Origin of the sequence: Streptomyces sp. CB02414 (genome assembly GCF_001905385.1) — a bacterium.
Lineage (GTDB): Bacteria > Actinomycetota > Actinomycetes > Streptomycetales > Streptomycetaceae > Streptomyces.
In genome coordinates this window covers 962,423-977,506 of sequence record NZ_LIPF01000001.1, presented here as the reverse complement: position 1 = coordinate 977,506, position 15,084 = coordinate 962,423, and the positions used below count along the sequence as shown (strand labels likewise).

At 75.1% G+C, this 15,084-nt stretch carries 13 protein-coding genes, 1 tRNA gene and 1 pseudogene; 9 read left to right on the top strand and 6 right to left on the bottom strand.

The window, feature by feature from the left end:
• Positions 1-220 precede the first annotated feature (220 nt).
• The 3 genes and pseudogenes from AMK11_RS04405 to AMK11_RS04395 form a co-directional block, all read right to left on the bottom strand.
• Positions 221-1,546, bottom strand: a pseudogene (locus tag AMK11_RS04405) (O-antigen ligase family protein); the annotation flags it as partial.
• Positions 1,543-2,991, bottom strand: a complete 1,449-nt coding sequence (locus AMK11_RS04400; protein WP_073723174.1) for an exopolysaccharide biosynthesis polyprenyl glycosylphosphotransferase — start codon at positions 2,989-2,991, stop codon at positions 1,543-1,545. The pseudogene AMK11_RS04405 and the gene AMK11_RS04400, both read right to left, overlap by 4 nt.
• Positions 2,988-4,262, bottom strand: coding sequence for a glycosyltransferase (locus AMK11_RS04395; protein ID WP_073723172.1), 1,275 nt, complete (start codon positions 4,260-4,262; stop codon positions 2,988-2,990). The genes AMK11_RS04400 and AMK11_RS04395 overlap by 4 nt, the downstream gene beginning before the upstream one ends.
• Before the next feature lie 328 nt (positions 4,263-4,590).
• On the opposite strand from AMK11_RS04395, the gene chpG reads away from it, so the two are divergent.
• The 6 genes from chpG (at position 4,591) to AMK11_RS04365 (ending at position 8,572) form a co-directional block, all read left to right on the top strand.
• Positions 4,591-4,830: a chaplin ChpG gene (chpG, locus tag AMK11_RS04390; protein ID WP_073723170.1), complete on the top strand. Its 240-nt coding sequence runs from the start codon at positions 4,591-4,593 to the stop codon at positions 4,828-4,830.
• A gap of 274 nt (positions 4,831-5,104) precedes the next feature.
• Positions 5,105-5,866: a hypothetical protein gene (locus AMK11_RS04385; RefSeq protein ID WP_073723168.1), complete on the top strand. Its 762-nt coding sequence runs from the start codon at positions 5,105-5,107 to the stop codon at positions 5,864-5,866.
• Between the two features lie 241 nt (positions 5,867-6,107).
• Positions 6,108-6,389 (top strand): hypothetical protein, encoded by a 282-nt coding sequence (locus tag AMK11_RS04380; protein WP_073723166.1) that lies wholly within the window; start codon positions 6,108-6,110, stop codon positions 6,387-6,389.
• Positions 6,390-6,490: 101 nt separating this feature from the next.
• On the top strand, positions 6,491-7,003 hold the full coding sequence (locus tag AMK11_RS04375; protein ID WP_073723164.1) for a hypothetical protein: 513 nt from the start codon (positions 6,491-6,493) through the stop codon (positions 7,001-7,003).
• 104 nt (positions 7,004-7,107) lie between these two features.
• On the top strand, positions 7,108-7,722 hold the full coding sequence (locus tag AMK11_RS04370; RefSeq protein ID WP_079187207.1) for a tyrosinase family oxidase copper chaperone: 615 nt from the start codon (positions 7,108-7,110) through the stop codon (positions 7,720-7,722).
• Entirely contained in the window at positions 7,706-8,572 is an 867-nt protein-coding gene (locus AMK11_RS04365) for a tyrosinase family protein (protein ID WP_073723160.1), read from the top strand. The genes AMK11_RS04370 and AMK11_RS04365 overlap by 17 nt, the downstream gene beginning before the upstream one ends.
• Positions 8,573-8,642: 70 nt before the next feature.
• Here the strand turns inward: AMK11_RS04365 and AMK11_RS04360 are convergent, their stop codons facing one another.
• Complete coding sequence (locus tag AMK11_RS04360; RefSeq protein WP_073723158.1) at positions 8,643-8,948, bottom strand: chaplin; 306 nt, start codon at positions 8,946-8,948, stop codon at positions 8,643-8,645.
• A 202-nt stretch (positions 8,949-9,150) separates the two neighbouring features.
• Between AMK11_RS04360 and AMK11_RS04355 the strand changes: the two genes are divergently transcribed.
• Entirely contained in the window at positions 9,151-9,759 is a 609-nt protein-coding gene (locus AMK11_RS04355) for a DUF2087 domain-containing protein (RefSeq protein ID WP_073723156.1), read from the top strand.
• On the opposite strand, the gene AMK11_RS04350 is transcribed toward AMK11_RS04355, so the two are convergent.
• Both AMK11_RS04350 and AMK11_RS04345 read right to left on the bottom strand, forming a co-directional pair.
• Entirely contained in the window at positions 9,732-10,742 is a 1,011-nt protein-coding gene (locus AMK11_RS04350; protein WP_073723154.1) for a D-2-hydroxyacid dehydrogenase family protein, read from the bottom strand. The two genes, AMK11_RS04355 and AMK11_RS04350, sit on opposite strands and share 28 nt — an antisense overlap.
• 37 nt (positions 10,743-10,779) lie before the next feature.
• Positions 10,780-10,855 (bottom strand) — tRNA-Arg (locus tag AMK11_RS04345).
• 321 nt (positions 10,856-11,176) lie between these two features.
• On the opposite strand from AMK11_RS04345, the gene AMK11_RS04340 reads away from it, so the two are divergent.
• Positions 11,177-12,784 carry a dynamin family protein gene (locus AMK11_RS04340; protein ID WP_073723152.1) on the top strand — a complete coding sequence of 536 codons (1,608 nt, stop codon included), beginning with the start codon at positions 11,177-11,179 and terminating at the stop codon, positions 12,782-12,784.
• Positions 12,785-12,787: 3 nt separating this feature from the next.
• Positions 12,788-14,995, top strand: a complete 2,208-nt coding sequence (locus AMK11_RS04335; protein ID WP_073723150.1) for a YfjP family GTPase — start codon at positions 12,788-12,790, stop codon at positions 14,993-14,995.
• The last annotated feature ends 89 nt before the right edge of the window (positions 14,996-15,084 follow it).

Sequence of the window (15,084 nt, the reverse complement as noted above, 5' to 3'; positions counted from 1 at the left end):
GTTCCGTACCCGGGCCGCGTCCCGTACCCGGACCGCGTTCCTCGCCCGGGTCGTGTTCCGTACCCGGGCCGTGTTCCCGACTCGGTCCGCGTTCGGTACAGGCCTGCCGCGGCCCCGTCGCGAGCCCGGGGTCCGCGGCGGTTCTGGCCCAGTTCCCTGCCCCGTCCCCCTCCCCGTCCCCCTCCCTGTCCCCGGCGCCGGCCCGCGTCCCCGCCCGGGCCGCGGCCCCCGCACCGCCCCCCAGCGCCCACCACGCCGCCACCCCGAAGCACACCGCCGTCAGCACGGTCGAGGGCCCGCCGATGTCGGCGTAGGCGAAGTCGGTCAGCTGCCAGACCAGCAACCCGCAGGCGACCAGCGCGCAGTCCTGCCCCGCCCGCCCGGAACGCCGCACCGCACGCAGCCTCCGCAGCCCGAGCACGAGCAGCGCCAGCCAGCTCCCCGCGAGCGCGAGCAGCCCGGTCAGCCCCTGCTCGGCCAGGACCAGCAGGTACATGTTGTGCGGGGACAGCAGCGGCTGCCTGTGGTAGCCCGCGCCGGCGCCGTCGGTCTCGCTGCCCGAGGACAGCGCCAGCGAGGCGTGCCCGTCGCGGTGCTCGGGGAAGCCCTTCAGTCCAACTCCCGTCAGCGGCCGCTCGCGCCACATGCCGACGGCCGCCGCCCACATGGTGTACCGGTCGGTCACCGACTGGTCGGGCGCGTCGGCGACCCGGGTGATGCTGCCGACCCGCTCCTGGAGCATCGCCGTGCCCACCCCGAACCCGCCCACCAGCACCACGCCCGCCGCCACCGCGGCCGCCCCCACCGCCAGCGCCCGGCGCACCCCCGCGAGCAGCAGCTGTGCCGCGCACGTCAGAGCCGTCGCGATCCACGCCCCGCGGCTGAACGACAGGGCCAGCGGCAGCAGCAGGGCGAGCGCGCACCCCGCGGCGAGCAGCCGCTGCCGCGCCGGCGTCCGGCCCAGCGCCAGCCCCACCGCGCAGACCAGGCCCAGGGAGACCACCGTGGCCATGCCCATCACGTCCTGCGGCCCGAAGGTGCCCACGGCCCGGACCTGCTCGCCCTGGTAGGAGGCCCCGGTCCCGGTGACGTACTGGTGGACGCCGACCGCCCCCTGCCACGCCGCCAGCCCCACCATCGACCAGGCGAGCAGCCGCACGTCACCGCGGTCGCGGACCAGCAGCAGCACGGCGGCGGGGACGAGGACGAAGACCTGGAGGTAGCGGCCGAGGCCGGTGAGTCCCGCCGTCGGTGACAGCGCGCCCACGGCGGCGACGGCGAGACCGAGCACGGGCAGACCCAGCACCACGGCCGCCCTGCCGGACAGGGGGCGCCGCCGGTCCCGTACCAGCCGGACGGCGCAGTACAGCACCGCCAGCCCCGAGACCACGTCCGCCGGGTGCGCGCCGTCCGCGCCGTCCCTCGCGACCGGCAGGGCGAGCAGCACGACGACCGCCACCACGGCCAGCACGGGCGGCAGCCGCCGGCGTACGCGCGCCGTGGACGCCAGGGGCAGGGCGGGCAGGGCGTGGGCCACCTCGCTCAGCTCCCCGTCGGACGCACGAGCGCGACGGCCGTGCGCAGCAGGATGCAGACGTCCTGCCACAGCGACCAGTCGTCGATGTAGGCGTTGTCGAAGCGGGCCCGGTCCTCGATGGAGGTGTCGCCGCGCAGCCCGTTGACCTGGGCCAGCCCCGTGATGCCGGCCCGGACCCGGTGCCGGGCGGCGTAGCCCGGGTAGGTCTGGCTGAACCGCGCCACGAAGTACGGGCGTTCGGGGCGCGGTCCGACCAGGCTCATGTCGCCCCGGAAGACGTTCCACAGCTGGAGCAGTTCGTCGAGCGAGGTGCGGCGCAGGAAGCGGCAGAACCAGGGCATCCGCCGCTCGTCCGCCACGCTCCACCGCGTCGCCGACTCGTGCGCGTCGGCCGGGCGGTGGGTGCGGAACTTCAGCAGCGTGAACGGCGCGCCGTCCTTGCCGACGCGCTCCTGCCGGAACACCACGCCCGGCCCGCCGACCACCCTCAGCACGGCCGCGCAGGCCAGCAGCAGCGGGCTCAGCAGCAGCAACAGCGCCCCGGACACCGTCACGTCCAGCATCCGCTTGCCGGCGCCGCCCGGCCGCCGGACGTCCGGCTCCAGGCGCCGGCAGGCGAATCCGGCGAGCCGGTCCCGGCCCGCGGACGAGGGGGCGTCGGCGCGGGACGGGGCGTCCGCCTCGACCTCCCACACCACGCAGCCCGACTCGGCCAGCGCCCGCAGCAGCGCGCCCTGACGGCCGCGCACGGACGGGTGCACGGCCAGTACGTCCCGTACGCCGTTCTGCACGACCGCCCGCCACACCTCCTCGCCCGTGGTCAGCACGGGCAGGCCGCCGGGGGTGCCGTCGGGCTCGTCGGCCACGAGCCCGACCGGGCGCACCCCGCAGCGCGGCTCGCGCAGCACGGCCGAGGCCACGCGCTGCGCGGTCGCGACGGGGCCGACGACGAGGGCGGTACGTGGGCGGGCCCGCAGCGCGGTACGGCGCCGCCGGTGCACGACGCCCCGGCCCGCACAGCCCGTCGCCGCGTGCAGGAGGAAGCCGAGGAGCAGGGTGCGGGCGGACAGGGCGTGCGGTGGGGCGTACGCCGCGACGAGCGCCCCGAGCGACAGCCAGAGCACCGCGACACGGCCGCACAACGAGGGCAGGTCGTCCAGCGCGCCCGGCAGCCGCCGGGCGGTGGGGCGCGGGCGCAGCAGCAGCGAGGCGGCGACCAGCAGGGCCACGAGCAACGGCTGGTGCGGGGCGCCGGTGAGGACCAGCGAACCGGGCAGCGCCGCCGTGCCGTCCGCGACGATCAGCGGAAGCGGGGAGACCGGCCGCGGGGCGGGACGCCCGGCGGGGAGCCGGAAGCCCGCGGCGCCGGTGCGCGGCGGCAGTACCGAGACGGGGGAGGCGCCGAGGTCGCGCGGCTGGCCGGCGGGGGTGGGGACGGTGCTTTCCGCGGTCACGGGTGCGTGGACTCCCTGTACTCGGTGGACGCGACGACCGGTCGGCCCACGGGCCGGGGGAGGGCGCGCGCCGCTCCCGCCCCGCCGAGGAGGCCGGCGTACACCGCGGCGACCGCGGCGGCGGTGTGCCGTACGTCGTGCGCGGACCGGACGTGCGCACGCCCCCGCAGGCCCAGCGACGTGCGCAGCGGCGCGTCGAGCAGCAGCCCGCTCACGGCGTCGGCCAGCGCCACCGCGTCCCCGGGCGGCACCAGGCAGTGCGGGACGAGCGCGGGCGGCAGCACCTCGCGGGCCCCGTCCACGCCGGTCGTCACCACGGGCCGGCCGCAGGCCATCGCCTCCAGCGGGGCCAGCGCCATGCCCTCCCAGCGCGACGGCAGGACGACCAGGTCGGCGGCCCGGTACCAGGGGGCGACGTCGGCGACGGCACCCGCGAACAGCACCGGGGCGGGGGCAGGTTCACCCGGCCGTGCCCCGCCACCGGGGACTGCCGCGACACCGAATGCGTACGCCGAGGCGCGTGCCGCGAGACGGGTGCGGTCCGGGCCGTCACCGACCAGTACCAGCCTGGCCCCCGGCACCCGCGCGAGCACCGACTCCCAGGCGGCCAGGAGGACGTCCTGCCCCTTCTGCCGGCACAGGCGGCCCACGCACACCACCAGCGGGGCGTCCGGGCCGGCGCCGCACCGCAGCCGGACGGCGTCCACCTCCCGCGCGGGGACGGCGCCGAAACGGCCGGGGTCGACGCCGTTCGGGATCACCGCCCACCGCCCGCGAATCCCGGCCCGCGCCCCGCGCGACCGCTCCGCCTCGCTCACGCACACCGTGCGCGTCGCCCAGCGCGCCCCCCACCGTTCCCAGCCGAGCGCGAGCGCCGCGGCGGCCCCGCCGACCGCCTCGAACGACCAGGCGTGCGGCTGGAACACCGTCGGCACCCGCCCCCGTACGGCGAGCCGCACCGCGAGGCCGGCCTTCGCGCTGTGCGCGTGCACCAGGTCGGGCCGCACGTTCCCGATCACGCGGGCGAGCCGCCGTACCTCCGCCGGCAGGGCCGGGCCCGGCGACCGCGTCGCCGGCCAGCGCCGCACGTCGGCGCCCAGCGAACGGAGCCCGGCGGCGAGAGAGCCCCCGTCCGGACAGGCGACCGTGACGTGGAGTCCCGCGGCGAGCTGAGCCCGTGTCAGGTCGGCCACGACTCGGGCGACCCCGCCGTCCACCGGCTGGGTGACGTGCAGAACCCGTGACCGGGAGTCGGTCGGTGGCAGGTGCATACGCGTTTCCTCGCTCACGGAACATGCTCGGGACGGGCGGAAACGCGCCTCACCGCAGAAAACCGGCTGGTCACCGCCACGTCCGGAGCTCTCGGAGAGTGCCCTCGGTCGATGCCCCGCAGGGGTGCACCAGGGATGCGTCGGATGGTGTGGGACTCTAGCCGCTATCCGTACTAATACGGTGAAACCGGGTAAGTGTGTTGGAATCGTGAACGTCACTTTCCGCGAGATCACCCTTTCGGCGGCACAACTCACGCGTGTGCCACGCGTTGACACTGCGCCGGGCACCCGCCCGGATGTTTGTGTCAACCCCAAGGAGCACTTCTCCATGTCGCGTATCGCGAAGGGCCTGGCCCTGACCTCCGTCGCCGCCGCCGCGGTGGCGGGCACCGCCGGTGTCGCCGCTGCCGACGCCGGCGCGCAGGCCGCCGCCGCTCACTCCCCGGGCGTCCTGTCGGGCAACGTCGTGCAGGTCCCGGTCCACATCCCGGTCAACGTCTGCGGCAACACGGTCGACATCATCGGCCTGCTGAACCCGGCGTTCGGCAACGAGTGCGAGAACGACTGACCCTCGGCTCGAACCCCTGCACCGGCCGTCCGTACCGCGGTTCCTCCGCGAGCGGGCGGCCGGTTCGCGTTGCCGCACGGACGGCGGTGTGCTGCCCCGAATGGGGGGTGTGTACGCCGACACGGCGGGCGGACCTTGACACGCCGCCCCACCAGGCAGGACGCCGACGCGGGGAAAGGCGGATGCGGACGTACGGTCACGGCTCGGTTGCAGAGCGACACGGGCGCTCCCACGGTGGGCACAAGATCCGACGCACCACCGAAAGGAACCCCTCATGCGTCTGCCCGCACGGCGAATCGCCACCACCGCCCTCACCGCCGGCCTCCTGATCGGTCTCTCCGGACCGGCGGTGATGGCGGCCGATGGCGAATCGGTCCGGGAACGCACCCACGCGGCGTCCCACGCACCCCTGCCCGACGCCGCCGAACTGCAGAACCAGGTCGGCAGCCTGGCCGGCCTGGGCGGCGTGCTGACGCCGGTGACCGACCTGCTCAACGCCGTACTCAAGGCCGACGCCGGCAAGCTCGCCGCCACCGACGCGGACCAGCTCTCCGCCGCCGTCAAGGACGCCCTCGCCAAGGCCGAGGCGGCCGACGCGGACGCCGACGACACGGCGACGACCACGCCGGGCACGACGACGCCCGGCACCACCACCCCCGGTACGAGCACCCCGGCCCAGCCGCCGGTCGTGACCGCCCCGGAGGCCGAGACCCCGGTCACGCTGCCGGCGCCCGTCGTGGCGCAGGACAGCGACGAGACCGCGGCGGCGGCCGACCTGACCGCCTCCGCCTACGCCGAACTGCAGAAGCAGATCGACGCCCTGATCAAGGCCAGCACCTCCGGCACCGCCGAACAGGTGAGCCCGGCCGTCAAGGACGTGGTGACCGGCGTCGTCAACGCCGTCGCCGCCACGCTGGTGGGCAGTGGGCTGCCCGCCGCGGACCTGGCCGGACTGCCCGCGCTGCCGGCCGCTCCGGAGGCTGTCGCTCCGGAGGCCGCCGCCCCGGCCGCCCCGCTGCCGGCGAACCCCTCCTGACGCCCTCGGCGTTCCGGGCCGCCGCGCCATCCCGTCTTTTCCGGGGTGGCGCGGCGGCCCTTTCCCCATTGCGCCACCGACCGTGCTCCGCCGCCGAGCATGTTCCCGTCACCGGGCAGTCCGTCATCAAGGGATCTCATATGTCTTCCGGACGCGGGGTTTCCGTGCCCGGCACAGGTCGTTAGGCAGAGCGTCAGCATTTCCTCGGGTGACGCGTCGAGTCGCCGAAGAAAGGAACACGATGAAGTCCCTCAAGGCCGCCGCCGTGGTCGCCGGTTCCCTGGTCGCCGCCGGCTCCGCCGCCCCCGCGTTCGCCTACGACCCCGCCGACATCACGCCCACCAGCATCAACGGCGCCGTGAACGCGCTCACCGCGGAGCCCATCGACGTCATGCCGCTCAAGCACCAGTCGGACGCCCTGGACACCGAGAACAAGGACTCCGTGCTGCACACCGTGAAGGGCGCGACCACGCAGCTGAACTCCGAGGGCGGCCTGCTCGGCGGCCTTCCGCTGGGCCGCTGAACCGGATACCCGGCGTCGAATTCACCGCGTCGCGCTCTTTCCGTCAGTCTCCCTCCGCATTCGCCAGCCCTCCCGCATTCCTGAAAGGGACCGTGCCTGACATGAAGTCGACCACCAGACGAACCCTGGCCGCCGTCGTCACCGGTGTGGCTGCCGCCGTGGGCGCGGCCGCGAGCCCCGCCGCGGCCGGTGCGGTCCCCGTGCCGGTGCCGCTGGGCGGCGCGGAGACGGCCCTCGGCATGGAACTGCCCGAGGTGGCCGGCGAACTGCCCGTGCCGACGCCGGGCGCCCCCGAGGGGCCGCGGTACGTCGAGGGCCGGCTGCTGCCGGAGCGGACCCTTCCGCAGTTGCCGGTCAGCAGCGGCCTGCCGGGCGTCGACCTGCGCCAGCCCCTGCCGCAGGTCCTCGGCGACGGCTTCGACCACGCCGCCGTCGACGCCCCCGCCGCCGAACTGCGGACGCTGGCGCCCGGACTGTCCCTGGACGCCCCGCTCAGCGCCCCCGGCGGTGGGGGCTTCGGCCTGCCGACCCCCAAGCTGCCCCAGGTGGGTGTGCTCACGCCGGTGGTGCAGACCGTGCCGACGGCCGACCTGGGGGTCGGACCGGGGCTGTAACCCGTACCGCTCACGTCCGCACCCGTGTGGCCCCGCGCTAGGTGACCGCGGGGCCCGTCGCTCGGTTACCGGTACGGATCACCGAACCGGACGAGGAGCGAGCCATGGGCGCCAACGCGGACAGAACAGTGGACGGAACAGCGGACGGGCCGGCTGACGGACCGGCGTACGGGACTCCGCGACGGCCCGTCAGCGGCGCGGAGGGCGGTGCCGGGAGGACGGCGGCGGGCCCGGCCGCGGGCGCACCGGCGGTGCTCGGGACGCGGCGGCAGATGATGCGGGGGCTGCTCGCCCCCGCCCTCGCCGTGTCCCTGGCGCCGCTGGTCGCAGCCTCCCGGCCCGCACGGCCCGCCGCCACCGGATCGGACGCGCGCCCCGCCCGTCCCGAACCGCACGTCGACGCGCACGTCCCGGCCGAGGGCACCTCGTTCGACGAGACCTACCGAGGCCGCCGCATCCGCGGCATCCGGTCCGCAGCGGGGCGCGCCGTCGGCGCCGGGACCTGGCACGTCACCGTGGACGGCCGGCCGCTGCACCTGATGCGCCGGGCCGACGGCAGCTGGCTGAGCATGATCGACCACTACCGGTCGTACCCCACCCCCCTCGCCGCGGCCCGCGGCGCCGTCGACGAACTCGGCCCCGGCGAGCACCTGCGCGACACGCCGGCCGCCGCGGGGCACGGCCACCACCCCGGGGGGCGGCATGGCGTACACGCGTAAGGACGCCGGCACGCTGACCCGCACCGAGAAGCGGCGGTTCGTCAAGGCGCTGCTGGAGGTCAAACGGAGCGGTGAGTACGACGAGTTCGTGCGCACCCACATCGAGTACTACGTCTCCGACGGCGAGGACGGACTGCGGACCGCTCACATGGCGCCGTCCTTCCTGCCCTGGCACCGCCGGTTCCTGCTGGACCTGGAGGAGGCGCTGCGCCGGGTCGACTCGTCGGTCACCGTGCCGTACTGGGACTGGACGAAGGACCGCACCACCAGGTCGGCGCCGTGGACGGCCGACTTCCTCGGCGGCACCGGGCGGCGCTCCGACCACCGGGTGACCACCGGGCCGTTCGCCCACTCCGAGGGCAACTGGACGCTCAGGGAGAACGTCACCGACACGGAGTACCTCACGCGGGACCTGGGCCGCGCCGCCGACCCCATCGGCCTGCCCACGAAGAGCGACCTGGAGTGGGCGCTCGACGACCCGGCCTACGACACCGCGCCCTGGGACTCCACGGTCCGCAAGGGTTTCCGCAACAAGCTGGAGGGCTGGGGCACCGGACGCGGCAGCGTCTCCTGGCGCAACCACAACCGCGTGCACCGCTGGGTGGGCGGCGCCATGGTCGGCGGCGCCTCCGTCAACGACCCGGTGTTCTGGCTGCACCACGCCTTCGTCGACCTCCAGTGGTCCCGCTGGCAGGCCCGGCACAAGAACACCCGCTATCTGCCCGCCGAGCCGCCCGGCCGGGGCAGCGCGCAGCACGGCCGGGTCGTCGCGCGGCACGAGAGGCTGCCGCCATGGGACGTGACACCGGACGAGCTGGAGGACCACAGCCGGATCTACCGGTACGCCTGACCCCCCCCGGCGCGGACGTGGAAAGAGCCCCGGCCGGGGAAGGCCGGGGCTCTCCTGGTGCCTACGGGACTCAGCCGCCGTAGCCGCCGCCGTTCTTGCCGTCCTCGCCGTGCTTGTCGCTCTCGTCCTTCTCGTCGTCGCCGTTTTCGCAGGCGTTGCCGAAGGCCGGGTTGAGCAGACCGATCACGTTGATCGTGTTGCCGCAGACGTTGACCGGCACGTTGACCGGGACCTGGACGATGTTGCCGGACAGGACGCCGGGCGAGCCGATGGCCGCGCCCTGGGCGCCCGCGTCCGCCATGGCCAGGCCGGTGCCGCTGAGGACCACGGCACCGGCGCCGAGCGCGACACCGGCGGCCTTCGCGATGCGAGACATCACGTTCTCCTTCTGACTCGGGGAGCACGGCGGCAGGACGCGCCACCGCACTTCCGGTTCAACGCCGCTGGTCGGAGAGGGGACACGGGGGGAATGTGAGGATCACCCTTTTTGAACAGGAGGGCGGGGCCGCGGTGTACGGGGCGCGGGCGGGGCGGAAAACCGTTCCGCTCCGGGCCGGGTCGTCCACTAGCCTCCCGGCATGGTTAACGACCAACCCCACCAGTCCGACCCGTCCGACCGGTCGGGCGTGACCGCGCTGCCCGGCCTGTTCGCCGACGAGGGCCGGGTGCGTGCCTTCGCGGCGGTGGCCCTGGGGGCGGGCAGCGCGCAGGACGTGGCCCGGGCGGCAGGCCTGTCCGCGAAGGAGACCGCCGCCGCGCTGCGCCGGCTGCGGGAGCAGGGCGTCGTGACGTCCGGGGACGGCGGCGGCCTTGTCGTCGCCCACGAACGCTTCGTGGAACTGGCCCGCGCGGGCCGCCCGGCCGCGGAGACCGCCGGACACACCGGGGCGGACGACGACCGGGCCGGCCTGATCGTGCGGACCTTCGTCAAGGACGGACGGCTGGTCCGGCTCCCCGCGCGCTGGACGCGCAAGAAGGTGGTGCTGCGGCACATCGCCGAGCAGACCTTCGCGCCCGGCGTGGAGTACCCCGAGCGCGCCGTCGACGAGAAGCTGCGCGCCTGGTGCGACGACGGCGAAGTCGACCATGTGACGCTCCGGCGCTACCTGGTGGACCTGGACCACCTGCGCCGGAGCGACGGAGCGTACTGGCGGCCGGGTCAGTCGGTCCGGGCCGGGATCGCCTGAGAGGCCGGGGCCGGGGCCGGGGGCACGGGCAGGCGGCGTACGGGGGAGCCCGCGAGGTAGGCCCGGATCGCCTCGACCGCCTGGCCGTAGTACGTGGCGTAGTTGGCGCGCGAGACGTAACCCAGGTGCGGCGTCGCGAGCAGGCGCGGGGCGGTGCGCATCGGGTGGCCGGCGGGCAGCGGTTCGGTGTCGAAGACGTCCACGCCCGCCCCGGCGATCCGGCCCTCGTGCAGGGCGGCGAGCAGGGCGTCCTGGTCGACGATCGCCGCGCGCGAGGTGTTGACCAGGTAGGCGGTCGGCTTGAGCAGGGCCAGTTCGGCGGGGCCGAGCAGGCCGCGGGTGCGGTCACCGAGGGCCAGGTGGACGGAGACGAAGTCGGCCGTCGAGAGCAGCTCTTCCTTGGCGGGGGCGAGTTCGACGCCCACCTCGTCGGCGCGCTCCCGGGTGAGGTTCTGGCTCCAGGCGCTCACGCGCATGCCGAAGGCGAGGCCGACCTGGGCCACCCGGCCGCCGATCTTCCCGAGGCCCAGCAGTCCGAGCCGGCGCCCGTGGAGGTCGGCGCCGACCGTCTGCTGCCAGGGGCCGCCCGCGCGCAGCGCGTTGCTCTCCTGGACGACGCCCCGGGCCAGGCCCAGCAGCAGGGCCCAGGTCAGTTCGACGGGCGGGGTCGAGGAGGACGCCGTACCGCACACGGTGACGCCCTGCGCCTCGGCGGCGGCGTAGTCGATCACGCTGTTGCGCATGCCGGAGGCGACGATCAGTTTCAGTCGCGGCAGCCGGGCGATCAGTGACGCCGGGAAGGGGACGCGTTCGCGCAGCGTGACCACGATGTCGACGTCGGCGAGCGCCACGGCGAGGGAGTCCTCGTCGTCGAAATGGGTGTCGAAGGACACGGTGTCCACGTCCCCGGCGACCGGGGACCAGTCGGCGATCTCGGTCGCCACCTGCTGGAAGTCGTCGAGCACCGCGCAGCGCAGTCGCACGTCGTACGGTCCTCCGGTCCCTCCGCCAAACGGGCAGTGGCGCCCCCGGCAGGACTCGAACCTGCGGCCAAGCGCTTAGAAGGCGCCTGCTCTATCCACTGAGCTACGGGGGCCTGGTGTGGTGGCCTCGGTCGTGGTGCCCGGGTGTGGGCCGATCCGTGACGTCGCCGGGGACAAGGATAGGGCTCCCGGCTCCATGTCCCTGATGCTTCTCCTCCGTGGCTCGATGTGGAGGTTCGGTGAAGCGGTTCCGATAATCGCAGGCAGGTACGAATCGTGCATCGCTTTTGGCGTCTCACGCATCGGGTGTTGTGCACTCGTTATGCCTGGGCTGTGCTCGCGTCCCAGTAATCCCTTCCGCCTGAAGTGTCCGGTCGGCGCGCAGGCATACTCATATGCTTCAGAATTCCCCTGAAATTGGGCATTCTTCACATGTGGTGACCTTGGACGTACGGCCTCAGCTGCTCGACGCACTTTCCGCCCTGCGCGACCGTGTCGCGGCCGCACGCTTCCCGCTGCCCCTGGCGGGGGCCCCACGCGCGCGTGCCAACCGCGACGAACTGCTCGCCCAGCTCGACGACTACCTGGTGCCCCGGCTGAAGGAGCCCGAAGCGCCCCTGCTGGCCGTCGTCGGCGGCTCCACCGGCGCCGGGAAGTCGACGCTGGTGAACTCCCTGGTGGGCCGCCGCGTCAGCGAGGCGGGCGTACTGCGGCCCACGACCCGCACGCCGGTGCTGGTCTGCCATCCGGAGGATCACCACTGGTTCAGCGGCATGCGGGTGCTGCCCGACCTCACGCGCGTGTGGGTGCCCCACCAGGACCACGACGACGACCTGCTCCTGCCGGGCGAGAACCCCGCGCGCGTACTGCGCGTCGAGACCGCCGACAGCCTGCCGCCCGGCATCGCCCTCCTGGACGCGCCCGACATCGACTCCCTCGTCGCCGACAACCGCGTCCTGGCGGCCGAGCTGCTCTGCGCCGCCGACATCTGGGTGATGGTCACCACCGCCGCCCGGTACGCCGACGCCGTCCCGTGGCATCTGCTGCGCACCGCCAAGGAGTACGACGCCACCCTCGTCACCGTGCTCGACCGGGTGCCCCACCAGGTGGTGGCCGAGGTGTCGAGGCAGTACGCCGCGCTGCTCACCAAGGCCGGACTCGGCGACGTCCCCCGGTTCACCGTCCCGGAGCTGCCCGAGTCGGCCTGGGGCGGCGGGCTGCTGCCGGCCAGCGCCGTGGCGCCGCTGCGGACCTGGCTCGCGCACCGGGCGCAGGACCTCGGCGCCCGGCACGACGCCATGGCCCGTACGGCGCACGGCATCCTGGACTCCCTCAAGTCCCGGATGCCCGAACTGGCCGGCGCCACCGCCGCGCAGTACGCCGCCGCGCTCCGGCTCACCGCCGCCGTCGACGGCGCCTACGACGCCGAGCACGCACGCGTGCGGGGCAGGTTGCAGGCGGGGGCCGTGCTCGCCGGGGACGCGCTCAAGCGGTGGCGGGCGTTCCCGCTCGACTGCACCCCCGAGGAACTCCTCGACTCGCTGGTGGAGAGCCTGACCGCCCTGCTGCTGTGCTCCGTGACGGCCGCCGACGAACGGGTCGACGAGGCCTGGCGGCGCGAACCGGCGGCCACCGCCCCGGAACTCGCCGGCCGCGACCCCGCGCCGGAGAGCGCCGAGCACCGCATCGGGATGGCCGTCCGGCGGTGGCGCCGGGAGCTGGAGGAGTACGCCGAGGACGAGGTCCGCGAACTCGACCGGAACCTGGCCCCGGACCCCGCCGTGGTGGCCGCCCTGGTCGCCACCGTGCTGCTGGGCGGGCGGCGCGGGCGCAGCGCCGGGGAACGGCTCGCCGAGCGGATCGGCGCCCACGGCGCGCTGCGGCTGCGCGACCGGGGCGGGCGGCTGCTCGACGAGCACGTGGACCGGGTCGTGCACGTCGAGCGGGAACGCCGGCTGGCACCCCTCGACGGGCTCGACGTCCATCCCGAGCCCCAGGCCGAACTCATCGCCGCGCTGTCCGTACTGCAGAAGGAGAGGTGACCGGTGACCGCCGTCACTGACCAGGACCCCACCGAGCACACCGGCCACACGACCGGGGAGGCAGGCCAGGCGGATCAGCCGGTCGAGTCGAGTCCGGGCGCGGCGGAAGGCACCGCGGCGCGGGAGGACGCCGGGGGCGGCGCCGAGCAGGGCGAGGCCGAGCGCGGGCGCGAGCGTGATCGCGAGGGCGAGCGCCGCCGCCGCGGGTTCCACGCGCGCGTGAAGGACGCGGCGGCGTCACGTCGTACGGAGCGCGGGAAGTCTCCCGGAGAGCGGACCCGCGGGGCGGACCTGGAGCGTCCGGCTGTCGCCGCGGAACACGGGGCCTCCTTGCCCGCCATGTCCGCCGGTGAGCGTGGGGCGGACTCGGCACGCCGGACGACCGCGGAGCGCCCTGCGGGTACGGAGCGTCCTGCGCGCATGGAGCGTCCTGCGGGCACGGAGCGTCCCGCGGGCACGGGGCACGGCGCGGGTGGAGCGCCCGGTTCCGGGGACGGCGGCGACGGCGCCTGGGGCGACGGGCTGATCGCGCGGCGTGTGGACGAGAAGAACAGCGGGCCGGACCCGTACTTCGTCGTGCCGAGCAGGCCCGCCGGTTCCTCGGCCGCCCTGATGCCACTGGCGTACGACGGACAGCTCAGGTCGCGGCTCGACGCGCTGCGCGAACTGGTGGGCCTGTCCCGCACCCGGCTCGACACGAGCACGCTCTCCGAGGCCGGCCGGGTCCTGGACGAGGCCGCCGCGCGGCGCAGGCTCTCCGGGCAGCACACCGTGGTGGCCATCGCGGGTGCCACCGGCAGCGGCAAGTCGCAGCTGTTCAACACGCTCGCCGGGGTGACGATCTCCGAGACGGGCGTGCGCCGCCCGACCACCGCGGCACCCATCGCCTGCAGCTGGAGCGACGGCGCGGCCAGCCTCCTGGACCGGCTGAGCATCCCCGGCCGCCTGCGCCGCCGCCCGGTCCAGCACCCCGACTCCGAGTCGCCGCTGCGCGGGCTGGTCCTGATCGACCTGCCCGACCACGACTCGGCGGCCGTGCAGCACCGGGAGCAGGTGGACCGCATCCTGCGGCTCGTCGACGCCGTCATCTGGGTCGTCGACCCGGAGAAGTACGCCGACGCCGTGCTCCACGAGCGCTACCTGCGGCCGATGGCCGGCCACGCGGAGGTCACCTTCGTCGTCCTCAACCAGGTCGACCGGCTGCCCGGCGAGGCCGCCGAACAGGTCCTCGACGACCTGCGGCGCCTGCTCGACGAGGACGGCATCGCGCTCGGGGAGTACGGCGAACCAGGCGCGACCGTCCTCGCCCTGTCCGCGCTGACCGGTGAGGGCATCGGCGAACTGCGCGAGACGCTCGGCCAGTTCGTCACCGAACGGCAGGCCCCGGCGCGCCGCATCGCGGCCGACGTGGACGCCGCCGCGCGGGAGCTGCGGCCCGTGTACGTCACCGGACGGCGGACCGGGCTCAGCGAGGAGGCGCGGGAGGAGTTCGCCGACCGGCTCGCGGACGCGGTGGGCGCCACCGCCGCGGGCGAGGCGGCGGAACGCGCCTGGCTGCGCAACGCCAACCGCGCGTGCGGCACACCCTGGCTGCGGCTGTGGCGCTGGTACCACGACCGGCGCGAGCCCCCGACGGGGCGGCTGCCGTTGCGCGCGCAGGCCGACGAGGAGGCCACGGCCCGCCAGCGCGTCGAGCAGGCGGTGCGCACGGTTTCCGACCGGGCGTCGGCCGGGCTGCCGGCGCCGTGGGCGCAGGCGATGCGCGAGGCAGCGGTCCGCGGCGCCCAGGGGCTGCCCGAGGCCCTGGACGAGCTGGCGGTGCGCACGGGGCTGCCGCCGGGGCGTCCGCCGCGGCCGGGCTGGTGGCCGGTGGCGGTGCTGGCCCAGGCGACGATGACCCTGCTTCAGGTGGTGGGCGGGCTCTGGCTGCTGGGACAGATCATCGGGTTCGTGCCGCCGAACCTCGGCGTGCCGGTGCTGCTGATGCTGGCCGGAATCATCGGCGGTCCCCTCATCGAGTGGAGCTGCCGAGTCGCGGCGCGCGGACCGGCACGGCGCTACGGCCACGAGGCGGAACGCCTGCTGCGGGAGGCGGCCGCGGGGTGCGGCCGTGCCAGGGTGCTGGACCCGCTGGCGGCGGAGCTGTTGCGGTACCGGGAGGTGCGGGAGCAGTACGGGCGGGTCACGGGGGCGGGAGCGGCGGCGAGGTAGGACCGGGACAGCGGCGCACGCGGTGTGACGCGGAGTGGCGCGGGGTGTCGCGGGGTGTCGCGGTGTGTCGCTCGAACGGATGACGGAGT